This window comes from Pseudonocardia halophobica (assembly GCF_050948485.1).
In the GTDB taxonomy this organism is placed as follows: Bacteria; Actinomycetota; Actinomycetes; order Mycobacteriales; family Pseudonocardiaceae; genus Pseudonocardia; species Pseudonocardia halophobica.
On sequence record NZ_CP192046.1, the window covers coordinates 5,249,543 to 5,269,167 of the forward strand.

At 70.4% G+C, this 19,625-nt stretch carries 20 protein-coding genes and 1 pseudogene; 6 read left to right on the forward strand and 15 right to left on the reverse strand.

Features of this window, described 5'->3' with window-relative positions:
• Positions 1-1,173 carry a sugar ABC transporter substrate-binding protein gene (locus ACQP04_RS24920; protein WP_433502979.1) on the reverse strand — a complete coding sequence of 391 codons (1,173 nt, stop codon included), beginning with the start codon at positions 1,171-1,173 and terminating at the stop codon, positions 1-3.
• A gap of 256 nt (positions 1,174-1,429) precedes the next feature.
• On the opposite strand from ACQP04_RS24920, the gene ACQP04_RS24925 reads away from it, so the two are divergent.
• Positions 1,430-2,824, forward strand: coding sequence for an MmgE/PrpD family protein (locus ACQP04_RS24925; protein WP_433502980.1), 1,395 nt, complete (start codon positions 1,430-1,432; stop codon positions 2,822-2,824).
• Between the two features lie 58 nt (positions 2,825-2,882).
• On the opposite strand, the pseudogene trxB reads toward ACQP04_RS24925, so the two are convergent.
• Positions 2,883-3,865 (reverse strand): annotated as a pseudogene (gene trxB / locus ACQP04_RS24930) (thioredoxin-disulfide reductase).
• A 302-nt stretch (positions 3,866-4,167) separates the two neighbouring features.
• Between trxB and ACQP04_RS24935 the strand changes: the two are divergent.
• Positions 4,168-4,974, forward strand: coding sequence for a glutaredoxin family protein (locus tag ACQP04_RS24935; RefSeq protein ID WP_433502981.1), 807 nt, complete (start codon positions 4,168-4,170; stop codon positions 4,972-4,974).
• 65 nt (positions 4,975-5,039) lie between these two features.
• On the opposite strand, the gene ACQP04_RS24940 is transcribed toward ACQP04_RS24935, so the two are convergent.
• The 5 genes from ACQP04_RS24940 to ACQP04_RS24960 form a co-directional block, all read right to left on the reverse strand.
• The gene (locus ACQP04_RS24940; RefSeq protein ID WP_433502982.1) at positions 5,040-5,522 is read right to left on the reverse strand and encodes a nuclear transport factor 2 family protein; all 483 of its coding nucleotides are present in this window, start codon (positions 5,520-5,522) and stop codon (positions 5,040-5,042) included.
• Positions 5,523-5,555: 33 nt separating this feature from the next.
• Positions 5,556-5,963 (reverse strand): Dabb family protein, encoded by a 408-nt coding sequence (locus ACQP04_RS24945; RefSeq protein ID WP_433502983.1) that lies wholly within the window; start codon positions 5,961-5,963, stop codon positions 5,556-5,558.
• Positions 5,964-6,128: 165 nt separating this feature from the next.
• Entirely contained in the window at positions 6,129-7,382 is a 1,254-nt protein-coding gene (locus ACQP04_RS24950) for a cytochrome P450 (protein ID WP_433502984.1), read from the reverse strand.
• A 362-nt stretch (positions 7,383-7,744) separates the two neighbouring features.
• Positions 7,745-8,347 carry an SDR family oxidoreductase gene (locus ACQP04_RS24955; RefSeq protein ID WP_433502985.1) on the reverse strand — a complete coding sequence of 201 codons (603 nt, stop codon included), beginning with the start codon at positions 8,345-8,347 and terminating at the stop codon, positions 7,745-7,747.
• Positions 8,348-8,761: 414 nt separating this feature from the next.
• Positions 8,762-9,844 (reverse strand): zinc-dependent alcohol dehydrogenase, encoded by a 1,083-nt coding sequence (locus ACQP04_RS24960; RefSeq protein ID WP_433502986.1) that lies wholly within the window; start codon positions 9,842-9,844, stop codon positions 8,762-8,764.
• A gap of 213 nt (positions 9,845-10,057) precedes the next feature.
• On the opposite strand from ACQP04_RS24960, the gene ACQP04_RS24965 reads away from it, so the two are divergent.
• A complete protein-coding gene (locus ACQP04_RS24965; protein ID WP_433502987.1) occupies positions 10,058-10,813 on the forward strand; it encodes an SDR family NAD(P)-dependent oxidoreductase in 756 nt (251 codons plus the stop codon).
• Between the two features lie 48 nt (positions 10,814-10,861).
• Here the strand turns inward: ACQP04_RS24965 and ACQP04_RS24970 are convergent, their stop codons facing one another.
• The 6 genes from ACQP04_RS24970 to ACQP04_RS24995 all read right to left on the reverse strand — a co-directional run bounded on the left by ACQP04_RS24970 (position 10,862) and on the right by ACQP04_RS24995 (position 14,459).
• Positions 10,862-11,737: an MBL fold metallo-hydrolase gene (locus ACQP04_RS24970; RefSeq protein ID WP_433502988.1), complete on the reverse strand. Its 876-nt coding sequence runs from the start codon at positions 11,735-11,737 to the stop codon at positions 10,862-10,864.
• Between the two features lie 91 nt (positions 11,738-11,828).
• A complete protein-coding gene (locus tag ACQP04_RS24975) occupies positions 11,829-13,277 on the reverse strand; it encodes an aldehyde dehydrogenase family protein (RefSeq protein WP_433502989.1) in 1,449 nt (482 codons plus the stop codon).
• Positions 13,278-13,330: 53 nt separating this feature from the next.
• On the reverse strand, positions 13,331-13,486 hold the full coding sequence (locus ACQP04_RS24980; protein ID WP_433502990.1) for a hypothetical protein: 156 nt from the start codon (positions 13,484-13,486) through the stop codon (positions 13,331-13,333).
• A 6-nt stretch (positions 13,487-13,492) separates the two neighbouring features.
• The gene (locus tag ACQP04_RS24985; RefSeq protein WP_433502991.1) at positions 13,493-13,642 is read right to left on the reverse strand and encodes a hypothetical protein; all 150 of its coding nucleotides are present in this window, start codon (positions 13,640-13,642) and stop codon (positions 13,493-13,495) included.
• Between the two features lie 5 nt (positions 13,643-13,647).
• Complete coding sequence (locus tag ACQP04_RS24990) at positions 13,648-14,259, reverse strand: hypothetical protein (protein WP_433502992.1); 612 nt, start codon at positions 14,257-14,259, stop codon at positions 13,648-13,650.
• An 8-nt stretch (positions 14,260-14,267) separates the two neighbouring features.
• On the reverse strand, positions 14,268-14,459 hold the full coding sequence (locus tag ACQP04_RS24995; RefSeq protein ID WP_433502993.1) for a hypothetical protein: 192 nt from the start codon (positions 14,457-14,459) through the stop codon (positions 14,268-14,270).
• Between the two features lie 224 nt (positions 14,460-14,683).
• Between ACQP04_RS24995 and ACQP04_RS25000 the strand changes: the two genes are divergently transcribed.
• The 3 genes from ACQP04_RS25000 (at position 14,684) to ACQP04_RS25010 (ending at position 17,638) form a co-directional block, all read left to right on the forward strand.
• Complete coding sequence (locus ACQP04_RS25000; protein WP_433502994.1) at positions 14,684-15,556, forward strand: SDR family NAD(P)-dependent oxidoreductase; 873 nt, start codon at positions 14,684-14,686, stop codon at positions 15,554-15,556.
• Positions 15,557-15,597: 41 nt separating this feature from the next.
• Positions 15,598-16,353, forward strand: coding sequence for an SDR family NAD(P)-dependent oxidoreductase (locus ACQP04_RS25005; RefSeq protein ID WP_433502995.1), 756 nt, complete (start codon positions 15,598-15,600; stop codon positions 16,351-16,353).
• 67 nt (positions 16,354-16,420) lie between these two features.
• The gene (locus ACQP04_RS25010) at positions 16,421-17,638 is read left to right on the forward strand and encodes a cytochrome P450 (protein ID WP_433502996.1); all 1,218 of its coding nucleotides are present in this window, start codon (positions 16,421-16,423) and stop codon (positions 17,636-17,638) included.
• A gap of 367 nt (positions 17,639-18,005) precedes the next feature.
• On the opposite strand, the gene ACQP04_RS25015 is transcribed toward ACQP04_RS25010, so the two are convergent.
• Positions 18,006-18,995, reverse strand: a complete 990-nt coding sequence (locus ACQP04_RS25015) for an amidohydrolase family protein (RefSeq protein WP_433502997.1) — start codon at positions 18,993-18,995, stop codon at positions 18,006-18,008.
• Positions 18,996-19,013: 18 nt separating this feature from the next.
• Positions 19,014-19,598 (reverse strand): amidohydrolase family protein, encoded by a 585-nt coding sequence (locus tag ACQP04_RS25020; protein WP_433508434.1) that lies wholly within the window; start codon positions 19,596-19,598, stop codon positions 19,014-19,016.
• Positions 19,599-19,625 lie beyond the last annotated feature (27 nt).

Consider the following 19,625-nt stretch of genomic DNA (forward strand, 5'->3'; position numbering starts at 1 on the left):
TCAGCTCGACGAACCGACCTTCCAGGTCGCCTTGTACAGGTCCAGGATGTTGGCCGGGACGACCGGCACGCTCTGGCCTGGGGGGACGTTCTGTGGGGTGAGGATCGCGAGCGGGAAGCCGCCGGGGTCGCTCTGCAGCTGCCCGGTCACCGAGATCCGGGCCGCCATGTCCACCAGCTCGTAGCCCTCGATGGTCGAGGACTGGTTGATCCACCAGGCGTTGGTCCCGTTGCGCAGGTCGGCGATGGAGGTCTCGTTCGGCACTTGGCCGAAGATCTTCACGTTCTCCAGGCCCGCGGGCTTGAGAGCCTGGGCGAGCCCGGAGCCGATGTCACCAATGATCGTGTACGCGTAGCCGATCGACGGGTCGCTCTGCAACTTCGACACCATCTGGGCCGAGGCCGCCGGGGTGCCGAGGTCTTTCGGCTGCAGCTTCTGCACGTCCACCCGACAGGTGGGGCACAGCTCGGCGACGGTGGCGGTGTAGGACTCCTCACTGAGCTCCAGCACGGGGTAGTCCATGCTGAACACGGCCGTGTTCCCGGTGCAGTTGGAGTCCTGCATCGTCTTGTAGGCCTGGAGCCGACCGATCAGCTTGGCCGTCTCCGCGCCGTCGGCCGAGCCCCCGTAGCCGGGGATCGAGGCCGGGGAGTCCGAGGTCGACGCGGTCAGCACCGTGATGCCCGCGGCCTTCGCCGCGTCCACCTGCTTCTGGAACGAGCCGACCGGCAGGCCCATCTCCACGATGAAGTCCGGCTTGCTCGCAATCGCCTGGTCCATCTTGGCGACGAAGTCCGGGACCGTCGTGTCGTAGACGATGGCCTCGGCCGTCCAGCCGAGCGAGGCCGTGGCCTCCTGGACGGCGGCGAACGCACTCGCCGTCGCCGGGAAATTCTGGCGGACCATGATGATCCGCTTGCCCGCGGGCGGGCGCTGGTCGAGCGTGGTGTAGCGGGCGGGCGGCGAGGCCGGGAGCGTGGTCGCGAACTGGGCGTAGTCCGCCAGCCCGGCGTTCGCCTTGTCCATGCAGGCCTGGGTCTGCTCGGGCGACAGGCCTGAGGCGGACGAGTCGCTCCCACCACCCGAACCGCCACAGGCCGACAGCACGAGGGCGCTGCTCACAGCGAGACCGACGGCGACCCGTCCGCCCCACCGCAACGGCTGGAGTCTCACTGGCGTTCTCCTCATCGAGATACCGGGCTGGAGGTCGCGCGGACTCGGATCGCCCCCGACGTCCGTCCACACGTCCGCGGCAACCATAAAGAACGATGACTATCGAAACCAGAGTTTGTCCGGATAATCTGTGGCGACAGCCACAGGACCCCCGCGCCGACGGTTCGGATGCGGACATTCGGCGACGTCCTGGACAGCCCCCGGCCGTGGTGGCAGCGCGTGGCAGGCCGAGACACCCACTCGACGAGGAGATCGTATGGATGAGTTCGACGAGACACTCCGTCACCTCGCCCGCTGGGTGACCGAGGTGTCGCCCGACAGCCCCGAGGACACGGCGGCCCTGGTGCGCCACAACCTCGACTCCATCGGGTGCGCCCTGGGGTCCTACACCCACCCTGTCGCGGGCGCCACTCGCGCCATCGCCGCCACCGCGACCGCCGAGGGCGGTGCGTCGGTCATCGGGCAGCGGGCGAAGACCTCGCCCGAGTACGCCACCTTCGCCAACGCGACGATGGTCCGGTACCTGGATTTCAACGACAACTACCTGCGCAACGGCGGCGGTCACACGAGCGACCTCATCCCCGCGGTGCTGGCGGTCGCTGAGCAGCGGCACCTGTCCGGCCGTCAGTTCCTCGACGCCCTGCATGTGGGTTACGAGGTCTTCGCCGCCTTCGCCGACGCCGTCCGGCTGCGGGACGCGGGCTGGGACTACCCGACCTTCCTCGGCTACGCGGCCTCCGCCGGCGTCGCCCGCGCGATGGGCCTGACCGCCGAGCAGACAGCGAACGCGCTGTCGATGACCGTGACCCCCAGCCTCGCGCTGGGCATCACTCGCGTCGGCCCGCTCGCGAACTGGAAGGGCCTCGCCTCGCCGTTCACCGCGATGAACGCGGTCTTCACCGGGCAGCTCGCGGCGGCCGGGCTGACCGGCCCGCCCCACGTGTTCGACGGTCACCGCGGCCTCAAGCAGCTGGCCACCGGTCCGTTCACACTCGAGGCGCTCGGCGTGTCCCAGGACGGCCGCACCGCCGCGGTCCGGTCCAGCTACAAGCTGTTCGTCGCCGAGTTCAACGCGCAGGGCCCGGTCGGGGTGTTCGCGGACCTGCACCGCGAGGGCATCCGGCCCGTGGACATCGAGTCGATCCGGGTCGGCACCTACGAGGTGGCGTGGAGCGAGATCGGCGGCGGCCAGGACGACCACGACGTCAAGTGGGACCCGCAGAACAAGGAGACCGCGGACCACTCGATGCCGTACATGATCGTCGTGACCCTGACCGACGGCGACATCGTCCGGGACAGCTACCTCCCGGAGCGCATCCTGGACCCGGCGCTGCGCCCGCTGATGAACCGGATCGAGGTCGTGGTCGACGACGACATCACCGCGAACTGGGACAAGGAGCCCGCGCACCAGATCGACATCGTGCTCACCTCCGGTGAGCACCGCTCGATCCGCAGCGTCTTCCCGAAGGGCCACCCGGACAACCCAGCCACCGACGAGGAGCTGTTCCACAAGTTCCGCCGCCAGTCTGAGCCGGTCATCGGCGAGTCCGCTACCGGTGAAGTGCTCGACGCGCTGCTCGGCGTGGAGGCCATGGCGGACGTCACCGAGCTCGCCCGGCTGCTCGCCGAGATCGAGGTGACGGGTACCTGACGACGACGGGCCGGGCCCGCCGCGAGGCGGGCCCGGCCCGGGTCGTGACCGTCGAGGATCAGGCGGGGACCGCGGTCTCCGCCGTGTCCGTGCCGTCCGCGGTGGCGGCGGTGGGCTGCTCGGCCAACCATCGCTCAGCGTCGATCGCGGCCGAGCACCCGGAGCCGGCGGCGGTGATCGCCTGCCGGTAGGTGTGGTCGACCAGGTCGCCGCAGGCGAAGACGCCCGGGAGGTTCGTCCGGGTGGGGGGCGAGGCGATCACCACGTACCCCTCGGCGTCGGTCGTGACCTGCCCGCGGACCAGGTCGCTGCGGGGGTCGTGGCCGATCGCCACGAAGACGCCGGTGACGTCGAGCGTCGACTCCTCGCCACTGCGCGCGTCCCGCACCCGCAACCCGGTCACGGCGTCCTCGCCGAGCACCCCGACGACCCCGGTGTTCACCGCCCAGCGGATCGTCGGCTCGGCCTTCGCCCGCTCCAGCATGATCCGCGAGGCGCGGAACCCCTCGCGCCGGTGCACGATCGTCACCGACCGGCCGAAGTGGGTGAGGAACAGCGCCTCCTCCATTGCGGAGTCACCACCGCCGATCACGGCGATGTCCTGGTCCCGGAAGAAGAACCCGTCGCACGTGGCGCACGCGGAGACGCCGCGGCCGAGCAGCTCCTGCTCCCCCGGCACACCGAGGTCGCGAGCCGCGACCCCATCGCCAGGACGACCGCGCGAGCCCGGTGGGTGACCCCGCCGGCCACCACCTCTTTGACCGCCCCGTCGAGCCGCAGGGCGGTCACGTCCTCGCCGCGCAGGTCCGCCCCGAACCGCGCGGCCTGACCGCGCATCTGCTCCATCTGCTCCGGCCCCATGACGGGTTCGGTGAACCCGGGGAAGTTCTCCACCTCGGTGGTGGTCATCAGGGCCCCACCGAACTCGGACCCCTCGAACACCACGGGCGCGAGCTGCGCCCGCGCGGCGTAGACCGCCGCGGTGTACCCGGCGGGCCCGGACCCCACGATGATCAGCTGCTCGACCCGCTCGGGACCCACCACGATGTCTTCCCCTTCGACGACAGCGACGGACACGCCCTACCCTGCTCATAGTTAAGGTAGAAGCGCCCGCGATCACGCGTCAACACTCATGTGAGGGCAACTCTGATTAGACTTATCTGCAGGCGACACCTGTCTTGCTAGACGCCTACCTGCTTCTCAAGCGTACGTCCGACCTCATTCGCCCTTGACAGCGCGAATGCTCTGCTCATAATGATGACTACGGTTTCGGTCGGCTCGCTCACGCGGGGTGCGACTCGAGCCGGCCGACCGGCCCGCCTGATCGACAGAGGAGTCGCTGGATGACCACCACCACGGTGCAGGACGAGGAGATTCGGGTCTACTGGAAGCCAGGATGCTCCAACTGCGTCCGGCTCAAGGAGTACGTGTCCAAGCGCGGGTTCGAGTTCACCCCGGTCAATGTCGCGGCGGATCCCACCGGCTTCGAGGTGCTCGAGAAGCTCGGAGCCAAGGGACTGCCAGTGCTCACCCGGGGTGACCGGTACGTCTTCGGCATGGATCTCGCGATGGTCGACGAGATCCTCGGCATCGAGACCGAGCGGCAGGCCCTCACCGTGGCCGAGCTCGTCGAACGCGCCACCTCGGTAGCGGCCAAGGCGGTCGAGCTGGGCTTCCAGGTGCCGAAGGAGCGGGCCGAGGACGGCCTGCCCGGGCGTCCGTTGCGCACTTACGGCGGGCTCGCGAACCACATCGTCGGCCACCTGCGCCGGCTCGTGCTGGTCGCCGAGAACCCGGGCAAGAGCTGGGCGAACGTCGAGGACTACGCCCAGGCCGGGTACCAGTCCGGGACCGAGGACATCCCCGAGCCGAACCGCACCCCGGAGGACGTGGCCGAGCGCTGCCGCGACCTCACCGCCCGCGCGAAGGCGTGGCTGGCGACCGGCGAGGATGCGAGCCGCCCGGTCGAGATCTACTACGGCACCGTGCCGCTGTCGCAGATCATCGAGAGCAACGCGTACTCGATCGTCCAGCACACCCGTCAGCTCCAGGCCGTCGTCACGTTCCTCGGCTACGAGCCCGCCGCGAAGCTGAGCGAGACCGACCTGCAGAACCTCAACCTGCCGACCGCGCTCTGGGACGAGGTCTGACCCTCCCCGCACGCACCGTCTGCGCCCCGCCGGTTCGACCGGCGGGGCGCAGTCGTGTCGGGGACTCAGAAGTCGCCGGCGGGAAGCCCGGCCTGCGGGTAGTCGCCCCAGATCCAGCCGTGGTTCCAGGTGCGCTCGCTGATCCGCCAGCCGTCGGTGGTCTTGCGCCATCGGTCGTCGTAGGACCCGACGATCTCGAAGTGGTGCAGCTCCCCGTCCTCGCCGCGGATGCCGCACGGGTTGATGACCTTCGACTTCGTCGAGGCCCCCGCACCGTCCTCGTCGAGGGTCACGCGGATGTTCATGAACGTGTGGAAGTAGTTCTCGAACACGCCGAGGTTCTCGGCGTACCAGGGCTTGATGTCCGCGGCCCAGGATCCGCTGATCCCCCCCGCCGCGGAGAGGTCGAACTTCGCGTCCGGGGTGAACACGTCGTCCAACGTGTCGTAGTCCCGGTCGTCGATCGCGTGCACGTAGCGCGCGATCACCTGCTCGATCGCCAGCCTCGAGGCGACCTCGGCGGCGGTGTACTCACGGTCGACTGCCATCACGGACCTCCGTTGGTCAATGGGGGTGGGGGGTCAGCGCGACTCGGCGTAGGCGTGGAGCTCGACGTAGTACGCGTAGACCCGCTTCATGATCCGGTTGCTCACGGCGATGGCCGCGTGGTGCGTGGGATGGGGCTGGTAGGCCTCCATCGCGTCCCGATTTTCGAAAACGATGGTCATGGCGAAGTCGAAACTCTGATCAGGGTCGCTCCAGCTGACCGGGGCCGCGGGCCCGATGACCATCGACTCCACGCCCGGGATGGCGCCGAGGGCGCGAGCGGCCCGCACCCACTCGTCCACGTGCGCGGGGTTGCCGGGCTCCTTCAGCCAGCTCAGCGCCACGTGCTGGATTCGGCCAGGATGCGCCCCAGCCGATGTCTCGGGCCGCTCGTCGAGCCGCTCCGCGACCTCGAAACACCCGGACAGGGACTGCGTCGCCACCAACCAACTCCTCACACTGCGCGCGGTCAACGACCGCGTTGTCTACATATCCTAACTAGATTTCGGCGTCGGACCGAGACCTCGCGGCGAGCGGCCCGGGGCGACGACGAGGCGGCACCCATTCGGGGGCCGCCTCGTGACGGGGGTCGACCGCTCGGGCGCGGGTCAGGCGCGGAAGCGCACCGGCATGGTCGACCAGCTGTTGCGGATCACGTGCACCACCGGCTTCGCCTCACCGGCGGCCTCGATGCCGGAGAACCGGTCGAGCATCGCGTTGAGCAGCATCGGCGCCTCGAGCCGGACGAGCGCTGCGCCCGCACAGACGTGCGCGCCGGTCGCCATCGCCAGCTGGAACGCGCTCTCCTTGCGGGTGATGTCGAACGTGTCGGCGTTCGGGAAGACCGCCTCGTCCCGGTTCGCCGCCATGTACATCAAGTAGACGCGCTGACCGGCCTTGATCTCGTGCCCGTCGACGACCGCGTCGACGACGGCGGTGCGCCCGAAGGCACGCGCCGGGGTGACCCAGCGCATGACCTCCTCGACCGCCAGCGGCACCAACGACCGGTCGTTGCGCAGCAGGTCCCACTGCTCCGGGTACTTCGCGAAGAGGTGGGTGAACCCGGCGAGCAGGGCGCGGGTCGTGTCGCTGCCGGCCGCCATCACTGTCATCGCGAACATGATGACGTTGGCCTCGGAGAGCTTGTCGTTGTCCAGCTCCGACTCGAGCAGCACCGACAGCAGGTCGACCCCGCCGGGGCTCTTCCGCTTCTCGTGGGCCTTCTCGACGATGAACTTCTGCAGGCTCTGGAACTCGCGCGCGGCGGCCTCGAGCTGCTCCATCGTGAGGTCGCCGCCGAGCTTCTCGAGCTCGTCGCTCCAGAACTGGACCTTCTTGATGTCGGTGTCCGGCAGGCCGAGCAGGGTCGTCGCCGCCTTGATCGGGACCAGGCCAGCGATCTCCATCCAGTCGACGACCTCGCCGGGGGTGATCCGCCCGAGGAGATCGTCGATCGACGAGGTGAGCTCGTTCTGGATCCGACGCAGCGCCCGCGGCGCGAACGCCGGGGCGATGACCTTGCGCAGGTCGGTGTGCCGCGGCGGGTCCGTCGTGCCGACCTGCTCGCCGCCCTTCGGGAAGAACATGTCGGTGAGGTTCTCGCCGTCGTCCTCGGCGCCGCTCGCGGCCTGCATCGCCGCGTACTTCCAGTCGTTGAGGAAGATCCCGCGAGAGCTCACGAACTCCCTCGGCCGCGCTGCGATGTCCTTGATGTGCGCGTGGCGGGTGATGACGAAGGTGTCGAGCGGCTCGTAGTAGTAGAACGGGTCGTTCTCCCGCATCCGCGCGAACGTCGTCCACGGATCGTTCAGGTAGAACTGCGGGTCTTCGATCGGGACGAACGGGGTGGTGACGCTGGTCACGACAGCCTCCGGGAAATCGGGCTCGCCACAGCGACGTCGCCGCGGCGAGCGGAACTCAGCGGGTGGTGGACGCCTGGACGTGAGGTGCCGGTGAGCGTTCGACGCTCGCGGGGCCGGTGAGGAGGTGCCCGCCCACGGGGGTGGCACCGGTCGCGCGGATCGCGACGGGCGGACTCTTCATCATCGTTGACTCCCGAGTGGCGGTGCCGGAAGTGGCCGGTGACCCGTGGCCGTGCACGGGCGGGCCGTGTGACCGGGGGCACCGGACAACCTACGTTGCCCTGGTAACTATGACAATACTTCCGTTCCGACGATTCGTGCTCGGGAACGGTACGGGTCCGCTCCGGGGCCACCGAACACGTTCAGTCACGGGCGTGACCCGCCGAGACGGCGGTGCCCGTGATCCAGGAGCTCTCGTCGGAGGCGAGGAAGAGAGCGGTGCGGACGACGGACTCGGGCGGGGCCGAGCCCGGCTCGACGGCGTTGACCCGGATGTGGGTTCGGCCGAGGTCCAGCGCGGCACATTTGACGAGCGCGACTGTCGCGGCGGCGGCGACACGGGCCGGGCAGGGGCCGCTCACCGAGCCGGTGATCGCGACGACGGCGCCGCGGTCCGCCGCGCGCATGCCCGGGGCGACCGCCTGCAGGCCGTTCAGCAGAGCGACCACTCCCCCGTCGTAGGCGGTGCGCAGCGCCTCGACGGTCGGCGGGCTCGCGGGCGTGGGCGGCGCGGCGGTGACCAGGAGGTCCGGCGGAGCGCCGAACCGGTCGACGCAGGTCCGCACCGCGGCCCGCCAGGCGTCGGGATCGGTCGGGTCGAGGGCCACGATCGCCGCCGACGGGCCGTGCACCTCTCCAACACCCCCACCGAGCAGCACGCACGCCCCATCCGCCGCGAACGCCGCGGCGAGGTCGGCGTCCGCCTCTACCACGAGCGCGATCCGGCCGCGGAGCCGGTGGGCCACGACGAGGGCGGAGCGAACGGAAGTCGGTGGAGCGTCGGTCTGAGCTGCAGCCGGCTCGGCTGCGGTGGACGAGCCGGACACGGCGGGAACGGCCGCCAGGGCCTCGGCCGGAGCGGTCGGCTCACACGGTGCAGCGGGCGCGAGCGGAGCGGTCGGTACAGGCCTGCCGACTGGCGCGGGCTCGGGCAAGGCGGTCGGCTCCGGCGGAGCGGCCGAGTCCGGCGGAGCGGCGGGCTGCGCCGCCTGCTCGATGGGCGCAGGCGGCGTCACCACGAAGGCCGGGGGCAGCGGCGGGAACAGCGACTCCCGCGCCCGCACGAACAGGCCCGCCAGCCATGCCCACCAGCCCGGGCGGGCAGCGGGAGCCGGGAGCCTGGGCGGGGAGGCGGCCACGGCCGCCGAGTGCAACACCGGTCAGGTCTGCGGATCCACCCGGGCGTGGAAGGCGCGGTTCGGGTCCTTGGAGGTCAGGGTGTCGATCGCGTCGAGGGTCCGGTCCAGCGGGAAACTGGCGGTGATCATGGGGCCCAACGAGATCCGGCCGCTGTTGAGCGCCTCGCAGGCCTGCCGGAAGGAGGCCGGCGTCTTGCTCGGCGGCGCCGTGAGCGTCAGCCTGCGGTACACGAGGTCGTCGATGTCGACGTCGAGCTGCACGCCCTTGCCCTTGATGCCGCACAACACGATCCGCGCGCCGGTGGTGGCCGCGGCGATCCCCTGCCGGGTCGCGACCGCCGAGACCGGGGTCGTGTCGATGACGACCTGGTGCGGGCCGACGGTGTCACGCAGCTCGTCGGTCTCCGCGCTCTTCACCACGACGGTCCGGTGCACGCCCAGGGCCTGGGCGAGGTCGAGGCGGGACTGGTCGTGCGCCAGCCCGGTGACCGTGACGCTGCGGGCGCCGACGTAGAGCGCGGCCATGGCGCAGGCGATGCCGCGCGGGCCGCAGCCGAGGATCAGCACATCCGTGTCCGGGGAGGCGCCGCCCGCCTCGACGGCCCACTGGAAGCCGTTGGCCAGCGGGTTGTGGAAGGCGAGCTGCTCGGTCGTCACCGACTCCTCGACCTTGACCATCGACGTCGCGGGGGCGAGGTACATGTGGGTGGCGAAGCCGCCCCACAGGCCGGGCTCCACCCGACGCGGCATGGTCCCGTAGGTGCCCGGGTAGGTGGTGCAGCGGCCGCCGCCGCGGCAGCCGTCGCAGGTCCCGCAGCGCAGCTGGGAGCTGACGGCGACCCGGTCGCCCTCGGCGACCCCCCAGCGCTGCGCGGCGACGGGGCCCAGCTTGAGGATGCGCCCGGTCGGCTCGTGCCCCAGCACCATGGGCATCTCGTAGCCGTCGACCTCGCCGTGCAGGAGCTCGAGGTCGGAGCCGCAGACCCCGTTGGTCTCGACGAGCAGCAGCCCGTCGTCCTCCCCGATCTCGGGGAGGGGCATCTCGACGATGTCGAGTCCTCCGCCCCCGGTGCCGACGGCGACCCTGGCGATCTCCTGCCCCATCGTTGCGCTCCTCTTTCGGGACCTCGTCGACGCCACGGCGACCCTCGACACTCTGTACGAGGGCGCCGCAGACGTTACTCTGCCTACGATAACCAGTGAAGGCCCTAGAGCCCCGCCGACGCGTGCCCGGAACCGGTCCCCAGGTCGTCGGCGTCCACGCATCCCCGACCGGCGGTGCGCGGCTCGCAGGCCAAGAGGACAGGAGCCACGCTGATGGACACCCAACGGCACGCCGGCAAGGTCGCCGTCGTCACGGGAGCGGCCAACGGGATCGGCCGGGCGCTCGCCCTCCGGCTCGCCCGCGAGGGTGCGAAGGTGATCGGCTGCAACGTCAGCGAGGGCTCGCGGGCGAAGGCGGAGGAGTTCTTCGCCGCCGAGAAGGTCGACGTCAAGCTCGTCCGCTGCGACATCACCGTCCAGGAGGAGGTCGACGCGCTCGTCGCCGAGGCGGGCCCGCGGATCGACCTGCTCGCCAACGTGGCCGGGGCGATGGACAACTACCTCCCCCTCGGCGACCTCGACGACGACACCTGGCACCGCGTCGTCGACGTGAACCTGACCGGCCTCATGCGGGTCTGCCGCGCGGTCCTGCCGACGATGCTGGAGAACGGCGGCGGCGCGATGGTCACCGTCGGCTCGCGTGCCTCGCTCGGCGCCGGGCCCGCGGGCCTCGCCTACGCCACGACCAAGCACGGCCTCCTCGGCCTGGTCAAGAGCATCGCGTACTACTACGGCCCGCAGCAGATCCGCTCCAACGCGGTGCTGCCCGGCGGCGTGCACTCCGAGATGCACACCAAGTCGAACCGCAGCGGCTGGGCCTTCGAGCGCGCCGGCCTCGCCAAGGCCACGATGGCTCCGAAGGCGCACGCGGACGAGATCGCCGCCGTCGTCTCCTGGATCGGTAGCGACGAGGCCTCGCACGTCAACGGCGCGATCGTCTCCGCCGACGGCGGCTGGTCCAGCGCCTGAGCGACCCTCGACCCGTCCCGGCCCCCCGCGGCCGGGACGGGAGCCGGGTCAGATGAACAGCTTGCGGGTGACCGTGCCCTCCAGGAGGCGGCCGAAGACCGCGTCCGGGAAGTGCCCGCCCGCCATGTGCGTGCCGGGCTGCTCGAGCTCCCGGATCAGCGCCTCCTTGCTGCGGCGGGCGAGGTCGTAGTCGATGTCGAAGACGAAGTCCATCTCGGTGTCGCTGATCTCGGCCGGGCAGTGCACGGCGTCGCCCAGGATGATCACCCGCTCCTCGCCGGAGGAGACGACGAAGCTCAGGTGGCCCGGGGTGTGGCCCGGGGTCGGCATGACCGTGAGGCCCGGCGCCGGCGTCGACGCCCCGTCGAGCAGGGTCAGCCGGGCGGCCATCGAGTCGAGCTCCGCCTTGGTGGGCGCCCCGGGCTTGCCCGCGACCGGCCCGTTGGACCAGAAGTCCCACTCGACGTCGCCGACGAGGTAGTCCGCGTTCACGAACGTCGGGGTGTGGTTGCCCTGGTCGTCGACCGTGGACGCCCAGCCGATGTGGTCCGGGTGCAGGTGCGACAGGACGACCATGTCGACATTCTCCGCGGGGACCCCGGCGGACGCGAGGCTCTGCAGCAGCTCACCGCCGAACATGTCGCCGTGGTGCGACCCGCCGGACATCACGCTGATGTCGTCGACCGAGCGCGGGCCGAAGCCGGTGTCGATGACGATGTTCTTGCCGCCGGTCTGGACGAGCAGGCCGCCGATGCTCATGATGAGCCAGTCGTTCTCGTCGATGTACTGCGAGTGCACCTCCCAGAACTCGGGGGTGCTCTTGGGGTAGTGCTCCAGCGCGCGGACGTGGTGGATTCCGTCCGGAATCCAGGTCAGCTTCGCGTCGCCGACCTGCAGCGAATGCAGCGGTGCGCTCGTCGTCATGATGACCTCTTCTTCTTCGACGGTCACGTGCGGGGGAAGGGGTGGTGCACCGGGTGGCGGCCGGAGCCGGCCGCCACCCGGGGTCGGAGGGTCAGCGCTCGGGGCGCAGCCTGATCTGAATGCTCTTGACCCGGGTCATCTCCCGGTAGCCGTCCATGCCGTTCACACGCCCGTAGCCGCTGGCGCCGTAGCCGCCGAACGGGAACGCGACGTCGCCGCGGCGGTACTGGTTGACCCAGACCGTCCCGGCCTCGAGCGCCCGGGAGACCCGGTGCGCGCGGTCGAGGTCGTTCGTCCAGACGCCGGCGGCGAGGCCGTACTCGGTGTCGTTGGCGATGTCGACCGCCTCGGCCTCGGTGTCGAACGGCAGCACGGCCAGCACCGGGCCGAAGATCTCCTCGCGCGCGATCGTCATGTCCGGCTTCACGTCACCGAAGATCGTCGGCGGGAAGAACAGCGTGCCCTCGTACTCGGCCTTCGGCCCGCCGACCACGACGCGCGCGCCCTCGGCCTCGCCGCGAGCGACGTAATCGCGGACCCGTTCGACCTGCGACGGGGTGGCCATCGGGCCCATGTCGGTGGCCATGTCCGACGGGTCGCCGAGGGTCAGGTCCTCCACCAGCGCGGTCATCCGCTCCAGCAGCTCGTCGTGCAGCGAGCGGTGGACCAGGACCCGCGTCCCGGCCACGCAGCTCTGGCCGCCCGCTCCGGTGAAGCCGAGCACCAGCTCGGGCGCGACCTCGTCGAGGTCCACGTCGGCGAAGACGATGTTCGCCGACTTGCCGCCCAGCTCCATCATGGTCGGGACCAGGCGCGCCGCGGCCTGGGAGGCGACGAGCCTGCCCGCCTCCGGGCCACCGGTCAGCGCCAGCTTGGCGACGCGCGGGTGGGTGCCCAGCGCCTCCCCGACGACCGGGCCGAGCCCGGTCACGATGTTGAACACCCCGGCCGGGAAGCCGACCTCCTCGACCAGCTTGCCCAGCTCGAGGATGGAGCAGGGCGCCAGCTCGGAGGGCTTCACGACGATCGCGTTGCCGCCCGCGAGCGCCATGCTGGCGGTCTGGGCGAGCAGCACGCTCGGGGTGTTCCACGGCGTCTGGATCCCGATGACCCCGTACGGCTCGCGCTGGGTGAGGCTCAGGACGTTCGGGTCGTTGCCGACCGGCGACTCGCCGTTGACGGTCTCGGCCAGCGCGGCGGCGTACCGGTACCAGGTCGCCGCGCCCTTGTTCGCGCCGAGCTCCTCGCGGATGGTCTTACCGTTGTCCCGGCTCTCGACCGCGGCGAGCTTCTCCGACTCGGCCTCGATCCGGTCCGCCAGGGCGTTGAGCAGGCGCGCCCGGACCTTCGGGTCGCGGGCCCACGTGCCGTCCTTGTGCACCGTGTAGGCCGCGGAGACCGCGGCGTCGACGTCCCGGGCGTCACCCTTCGGGAACGTCGCCCACACCTCGCCGGTGTACGGCTCCACCGACTCCAGCGTCTCGCCGGACGCAGCCGGCACCCACTCGCCGCCGATGTACATGCCGTAGGTCGTCGTCACGGATGTGTCCTTCCTGGGAGGGCGCCTGCCCTCGGGTGGGGTGCAGTGGAGGTTCAGTACTCGAGATAGAGCGCGAACATGCGCTCGGCGTGGCTCGTCATCTCCTTGGCGATACGCTGGTGGCGCTCGTCGTGGAAGTAGGCGCGGCAGTCGTCGATCGTCTTGAAGCTGACGACCATGCCGAAGTCCCAGCTCTTGTCGACCTTCATCGCCGGCTAGTCGTGGTCGACCGGACCACCGATGATCAGGTCGAGGACCTGCGGGATCTTGGCGAGGCCGGAGGCCAGCTCCTTGATCTTCTCGGGGTCGACGCCCTCCTTGAGCCAGGAGACGGCGAGGTGCTTGATGCCGGGCTGAATGATCACTCTTCTTACGCCTTCCAGCGGTACGCGACGCGGCCGACGAACTGCTCGGCCCCGCCGATGAACTTCTGCATGTCCGCGCGGACCTGCGGTTTCTCCTGCATGGCGAGCCGATCGTGCTCCCGACACGTCGCCTCGTCGGGGAACTGCTGCTCGACCACCCCGTCGATCGAGTCCCCGCCCTCGACGATGTTCACGACGTACCGGTCGAACAGCGGGCCCGCCACCATGACCGTGGGCACGTGGGACTCCATCCAGTGCCGCGCGAAGTCCGCGCGGGACAGCTCGGGGAGCCTGCGCACCAGGCCGAGCCGCAGCACCGACCCGTCGGCGTAGTCGGTGTCCCGGACCACGCGCTCGTCGAGCCGCAGGAAGGGGCGCCAGGACTCCCCCGGCACCGCGGCGGCGAGCACGTCGGCGGGCACCTCGACCGCGGCGGGCGCCCAAATCAACAGCCCGAGCGACGGAGCTGCCTCCTCCTCGGGGGTGGCCCGCACGCCGACCCCGTGCGTGACGGAGTCGCCGAGGCGAGCCGACAGCGCGTCGAATCGCTCCTGCCAGGCCTCGTCGGCGCCGTCCGCCCGGCCGAGGGCGAGGTACTTCACCGTTCCGCAGCTCATGGGTCCTCTCAGCGTGCCTCGAACGCAAGCGGCAGCTTCCGCGAGCCGTACTCCATAGGGGAGTCGACCCGCACCTGCTCACCGGCGACCGCCAGGTCCGCAAAGGTGCGAAGCAGCTCCGCGAGCTGGATCGTCGTCCCCGGACGGGCGCGGGCGGGCCGGATGACGACGGGAGCGACCTGGTGGTCGACCTGGCTCATGGCAGCTCTGCCTTTCCAGTGCGTCGGCGCTTCGGGAAACGATCCGCAACAGCGTAGGGCTGGGCGACTACTCTGACCAGAGTTTTCTTAAAGATGATTTCGCAGGTTCAACGGCATGTTCGCCAACCTTCGAGGAGGGTTGACAGCGCGATCGTGCCTCATAACGATGTGCACATTCATGGCGCTCTGCCCGAGTGTGCCCCGTCACGATGAGGAGACGGCTTGTGTCGAAGCTGGACGGCATCTCACCCGAGGTGATCGACCGGTTCCACCTGGATCGGCTGCCCTTCCACCAGGCGGCCACCGCCCCGGACGAGCTGATGCGGCTGCACGGCGCCCGGGTCGTGGTGACCGGGGGTGGCGGCGCCGACCTTGGCCAGGCGATCGTGCACCGGTTCGCGGCGCTCGGGGCCCGGGTCGCGGCGCTCGACCTCGACCTCGACAGCGCTCGGGCGGTCGCCGAGGAGGCGAGCAAGAACTGGGGCGCGGACGTGTTCGCCGTCCACGCCGACGTCACGGACTGGGACGACGTCCACGCGGCCGTGGCGGGAGCGGCCGAGCGGATGGGCGGCCTCGACGTCATGGTGAACAACGCGGGCGGCGGGCTCAAGCTGCACGGCCCGTTCCTCGACATCCGCCCCGAGGACATGAGGCGGATCGTCGACCTCAACCTCTTCGGGGTCCTGTTCTCCAGCCGTGCGGCCCTCGACCACATGATCCCGCAGGACCGCGGCCGGATCATCACGATCGCCTCCGAGGGCGGCAAGAGCCGGGTCGACGGCATCACCGTCTACAACTCCTGCAAGTCCGCGGCGATCGGTTTCACCCGCAACCTGGCCCACGAGCTGCGGAACACCCAGGTCAGCACGGTCGCCGTCTGCCCGGGCGTGATGGTGGGGCCGCACGCGCTGGCCCGTCTCGCGGGTGAGGGGTCACGGGCATCGATCTCCGCGTTGGAGGAGTCCTACGAGCGGCTGAACGCGGGCCGCTTCTCCCTGCCCGAGGAGGTGGCCAACATGGTCGCCTTCCTGGCCGGCGAAGCGGGTGCGTACGTGAGCGGGACCGCCGTGAGTGTCGGCGGCGGGCTGTCCGACTAGACCGGGCCGCGACGGCGCGGCCCGACGTGAATGGATCGACGATGACCTCCTCCTTCGACGGCAAGGTGTGCCTGGTGACCGGCGCGGGCACCGGGATCGGGGCGGCGGCCGCCGAACTGGTGGCGGAGCGCGGGGCCCGCGTCGCCGTCGTCGGGCTGACGACGGACCCGCTGCAGGACGTCGCCGACCGCATCGCTAAGGACGGCGGCGCCGCGATCGCCGTCGCCGCGGATGTCGCCGACGCCGCACAGGTGCAGGAGGCCGTGGACCGGACCGTCGCCGAGTTCGGCGGCCTCGACCTCGCCGTCAACGCAGCGGGCATCGCCGGCGTGGAGTCGCTGCTGCACGAGCAGTCCGTCGAGGACTGGGACCGCGTGCTGCGGGTGAACCTGTTCGGCGTCTTCCACGCCCTGCGCGCCGAGATCGGCGCCATCCTCGCGGGCGGGCGTTCCGGGCGGATCGTCAACATCGCCTCGGTGCAGGCCACCAACCCGCTCGGGCGGCGGGCGGCGTACACGTCGTCGAAGTTCGGGCTGATCGGCCTGACCAAGACGGTGGCCAAGGACTACGCAGACCGCGACATCCGGGTCAACGCCGTCTCGCCCGGCATCACCGACACGCCGATGATGCGGGCGGGCGGAGCAACCGCCGACATGATCGCGGGCGAGGTGCCGATGAAGCGGGTCGCCGAGCCCCACGAGATGGCGCAGGCCGCTGCGTTCCTGCTGTCGGACCAGGCCGCGTACATCACCGGCCAGGAGGTCGTGGTCGACGGGGGCTTCCTGTTGCGTCCTTGAACGGGTGCGTTGACGCGTGATCGAAAACATAATTATGGTTTCGCTCACCCCCACCACAGGAGACGCGATGACGTCGAGCCTCACCGCCGAGGTCCGGATCGAGGATCCGAACTGGTACAACCACGACGCCTATGCCGCGATCGCCCGGCTGCACGCCGAGGAGCCGGCGTACTTCTACGAGCCACTGTCGATGTGGATTCTCACGAAGTATGAACACATCCAGCGGGTCGGGAAGAACCCCGCGATCTTCTCCAACACCCACGGTCTGGTGCTGAACGACTTCCGCTTCGGCAACGTCACCGCCCAGTTCTTCCCCGAGGGCGCCGAGAACTTCGCCCTCGCTGATCCGCCGCGGCACGATGACCTGCGGCGAATCCTCGTCCCGTCCTTCTCCGCCCGCCGGGTGAAGGCGATCGAGGACGAGATCCGGGCCCGTTGCGTCGCCGTGTTCGACGGGCTCGAGCGCGGGACCACGGTCGACTGGTCCGGCCGGGTCGCCGAGTTCCTGACCGTGCAGCTGTTCTGTGCGCTGCTGGGGGTGCCGTTCGAGGACCGGGCGAAGGTCGCGGAGTGGGCCAAGCTGGTCAACCGGATGTCGGAGGCGATCTCCGCCGACGAACTCATCGCGGCCGCGGGTGATCTCGGCCCCATGGGCGCCTACTTCCAGGCCCAGCTCGAGGAGCGGTTCGCGAACCCGTCTGACGACGTGATCGGTGCGGTCGCCGCCGCCGTCCAGGACGGGCGGATCTCGATCGAGACGGCGCACATGTTCGTCACCGGTGTGATGACCGCGGGCAACGGCAACACGGTCAGCACCGTCAACGGTGCCATGGTGGCGTTCGCGGAGAACCCGGAGCAGCTGGCCCGGGTGCATGAGGACCCGGGCCGCGCTCGCAACGCCGCGGAGGAGCTGCTGCGCTGGCTGAGCCCCATCCGCGCCTTTGGCCGCACGATCGTCGAAGACACCGAAATGTTCGGGGTGCCGATGACACGCGGGCAGAGCCTGCTCAACCTCTACATGGCCGCCAACCGGGATCCCGAGGTCTTCCCGAACCCCGACGCCTTCGACGTCGGCCGTGAGTTCGCCAAACCCGCTATGTCCTTCGGCTACGGCCAGCACGCCTGCATCGGCGCGGTGCTCACCCGCACCGTCGTGCGGGTGGTCGTCGAGGAGTTCGCGGCGCGGTTCGGAGAGGTCGAGGTGGTGGCCGAGAAGTCCGAGCTGGACGAAACCTCCTTTCTCCTCAACCACCCGTGGAGGCGGCTGACGGCGGTGCTCCGTTGAGGTCGTGGGTCCCGGCCACGGGACCGTGTCCGCGTCCCCCAACCACGCGCCCCGCCCCGGTCGCACCGCAGGGAAGCGGTGCTGACCGCCGCAAGCGTGCCACGACCAGCGCACGAGCGAGCACCGTCGGGCTACTGGTCCACCGACGGTGCCGTACCCCGAGTCGCCGGGATCACCTCGGCGTTGGTCGCCGCGACCAGCACGAGTGCGGCGACAACGAGGGTGGTCGAGCCGGAGTTAACCCCGCACGCGCGATTCACGACGCCGCGGCGGCAGTCGGAACCGCCGACGCCCGCCGCGGGTAGGAATGGTGGACCGGCATCCGAGGGTCGCGCCCGTTCCTGCGTCGGTCGCGCACGGGCGCGCGTCAGCCCTGGTCGATCCCGAGGAACTCCCAGGCGTTGGTGGTCTCGACGGCGGCGGCCTCCTGCGGGCTCAGTGCGCCAACGGCCACCGCCTCTTCCGTGATGCCGAGGAGCTCGGCGAGCGGACTGGGGTAGAACGGGTCGTCGGTGCCGAGCAGCAGGTGCTCGGCACCGAAGGACCGGGCGAGAACGGCGAGATGGGTCGGCTCAAACACCAGGGTGTCGCACCAGAGCCTGCGCAGCAGCGCGTCGGCCTGCGCGGTGGCGGCGGCGTCGAGCAGGTAGGTCATCCGCGGGAAGGTCCAGGGCAGCGATCCACAGCCGTGCGAGAGGGCGACCCGCAGCCGGGGCAGCTTCTCCAGGACACCCCCGAACACCAGCGCGGCGCCTACCAGGGCGGTGTCGGTGTGCATCCCGATCCCGAAGGTGTAGGGGGCACCCCGGCGCCGGATCGCCGCGTCCTGCCCGGTCGGGTGCACGAACAGCGGCAGGTCGTGCTCCTGGGCCGCGGCGAGGACGGGCTCCAGCTCGGGAGCGTCCAACTCCAGCCCACCGGCGGTCGTCGTTCCGGTCTCGATCCCGACGATGCCGGGGGTCGCCGCCAGCACCTCGATCTCGGCGACCGCGGCGGCCGTGTCCCACAGCGGAACCGCCCCGAACGCCAGCAGCCGCCCGTCGCTTCGGGCCACCTCATCGGCAAGAAGGAGGTTCTGTTCGTGTAGGTACCCGGCGTCCTGCACGGTCAAAGTGACCGGCACCGGCGACACCACCTGCACGCCGACGCCGGCCTCGTCGAGCCGGGCCACCCGGGCCTCGACATCCCACAGCGGGCGACGCACGCGCCGGAACGTCGAGTCCCCGAGCATGATCCGCCCGGCGTCCTCCGTGTCCAGTTCGAGGCGCGGCAACGGGCTCTCGGCGGACGGCTGCAACCCACGCGGCAGGAAGTGGGCGTGGACGTCGACCCTCTTCCGGTCGGTCGTACTGGACAACAGGCGCTCCTCGGGGCACTAGACCGTTGCACGGGCGACGCAGTGGTCCACAGTAGTGCTCGACCCGTAGCCCACTGCTGAGCAGGGGGCAAGGCGGGTGGACCGCCGATGTGCCCGGACCCTCCTCTCCTGCATCCGCGGCCTCGCGGATGCAGCCCTCGCTGCCGCCGGGGGGCCATCACGCTGTTCGAGGAGATTGCCGAGCACCGGCCGATGCGGTGTGACGGTTGCCAGGCGGGGCGGGTTTGTCCGCGCTGGGAAGGTCGTCGCATGACGTCGCAGCGCGCCACGAGACGGGCACTCCGACAGCTTTCGGGTCAAGTGCGGGAGCTCGTCGCGCAGCTTCCCGAAGGTCGCATCGAGCCGCCACGAGAATGGCACGGCCCAGTCCCAGCCCCACTCCAGCAGCGCGATCCTCAGCCTCGGGAAGCGCTCGAACACGCCGGCGATGATCAGACTGGCCACCATCGAGATCGGCAGGACCGCGAACGCCGGGTGCACCTCGGCGGAGAAGTTCTGCCGACCCGCGCCGGTCGGCTGGCGGCCCATGCCCGGCACATGGAAGCCCAGCGGGATGTCGAAGTGCTCGCACGCCTCGAAGATCGGCCACTAGCGCTGCCTGCGAGCGGG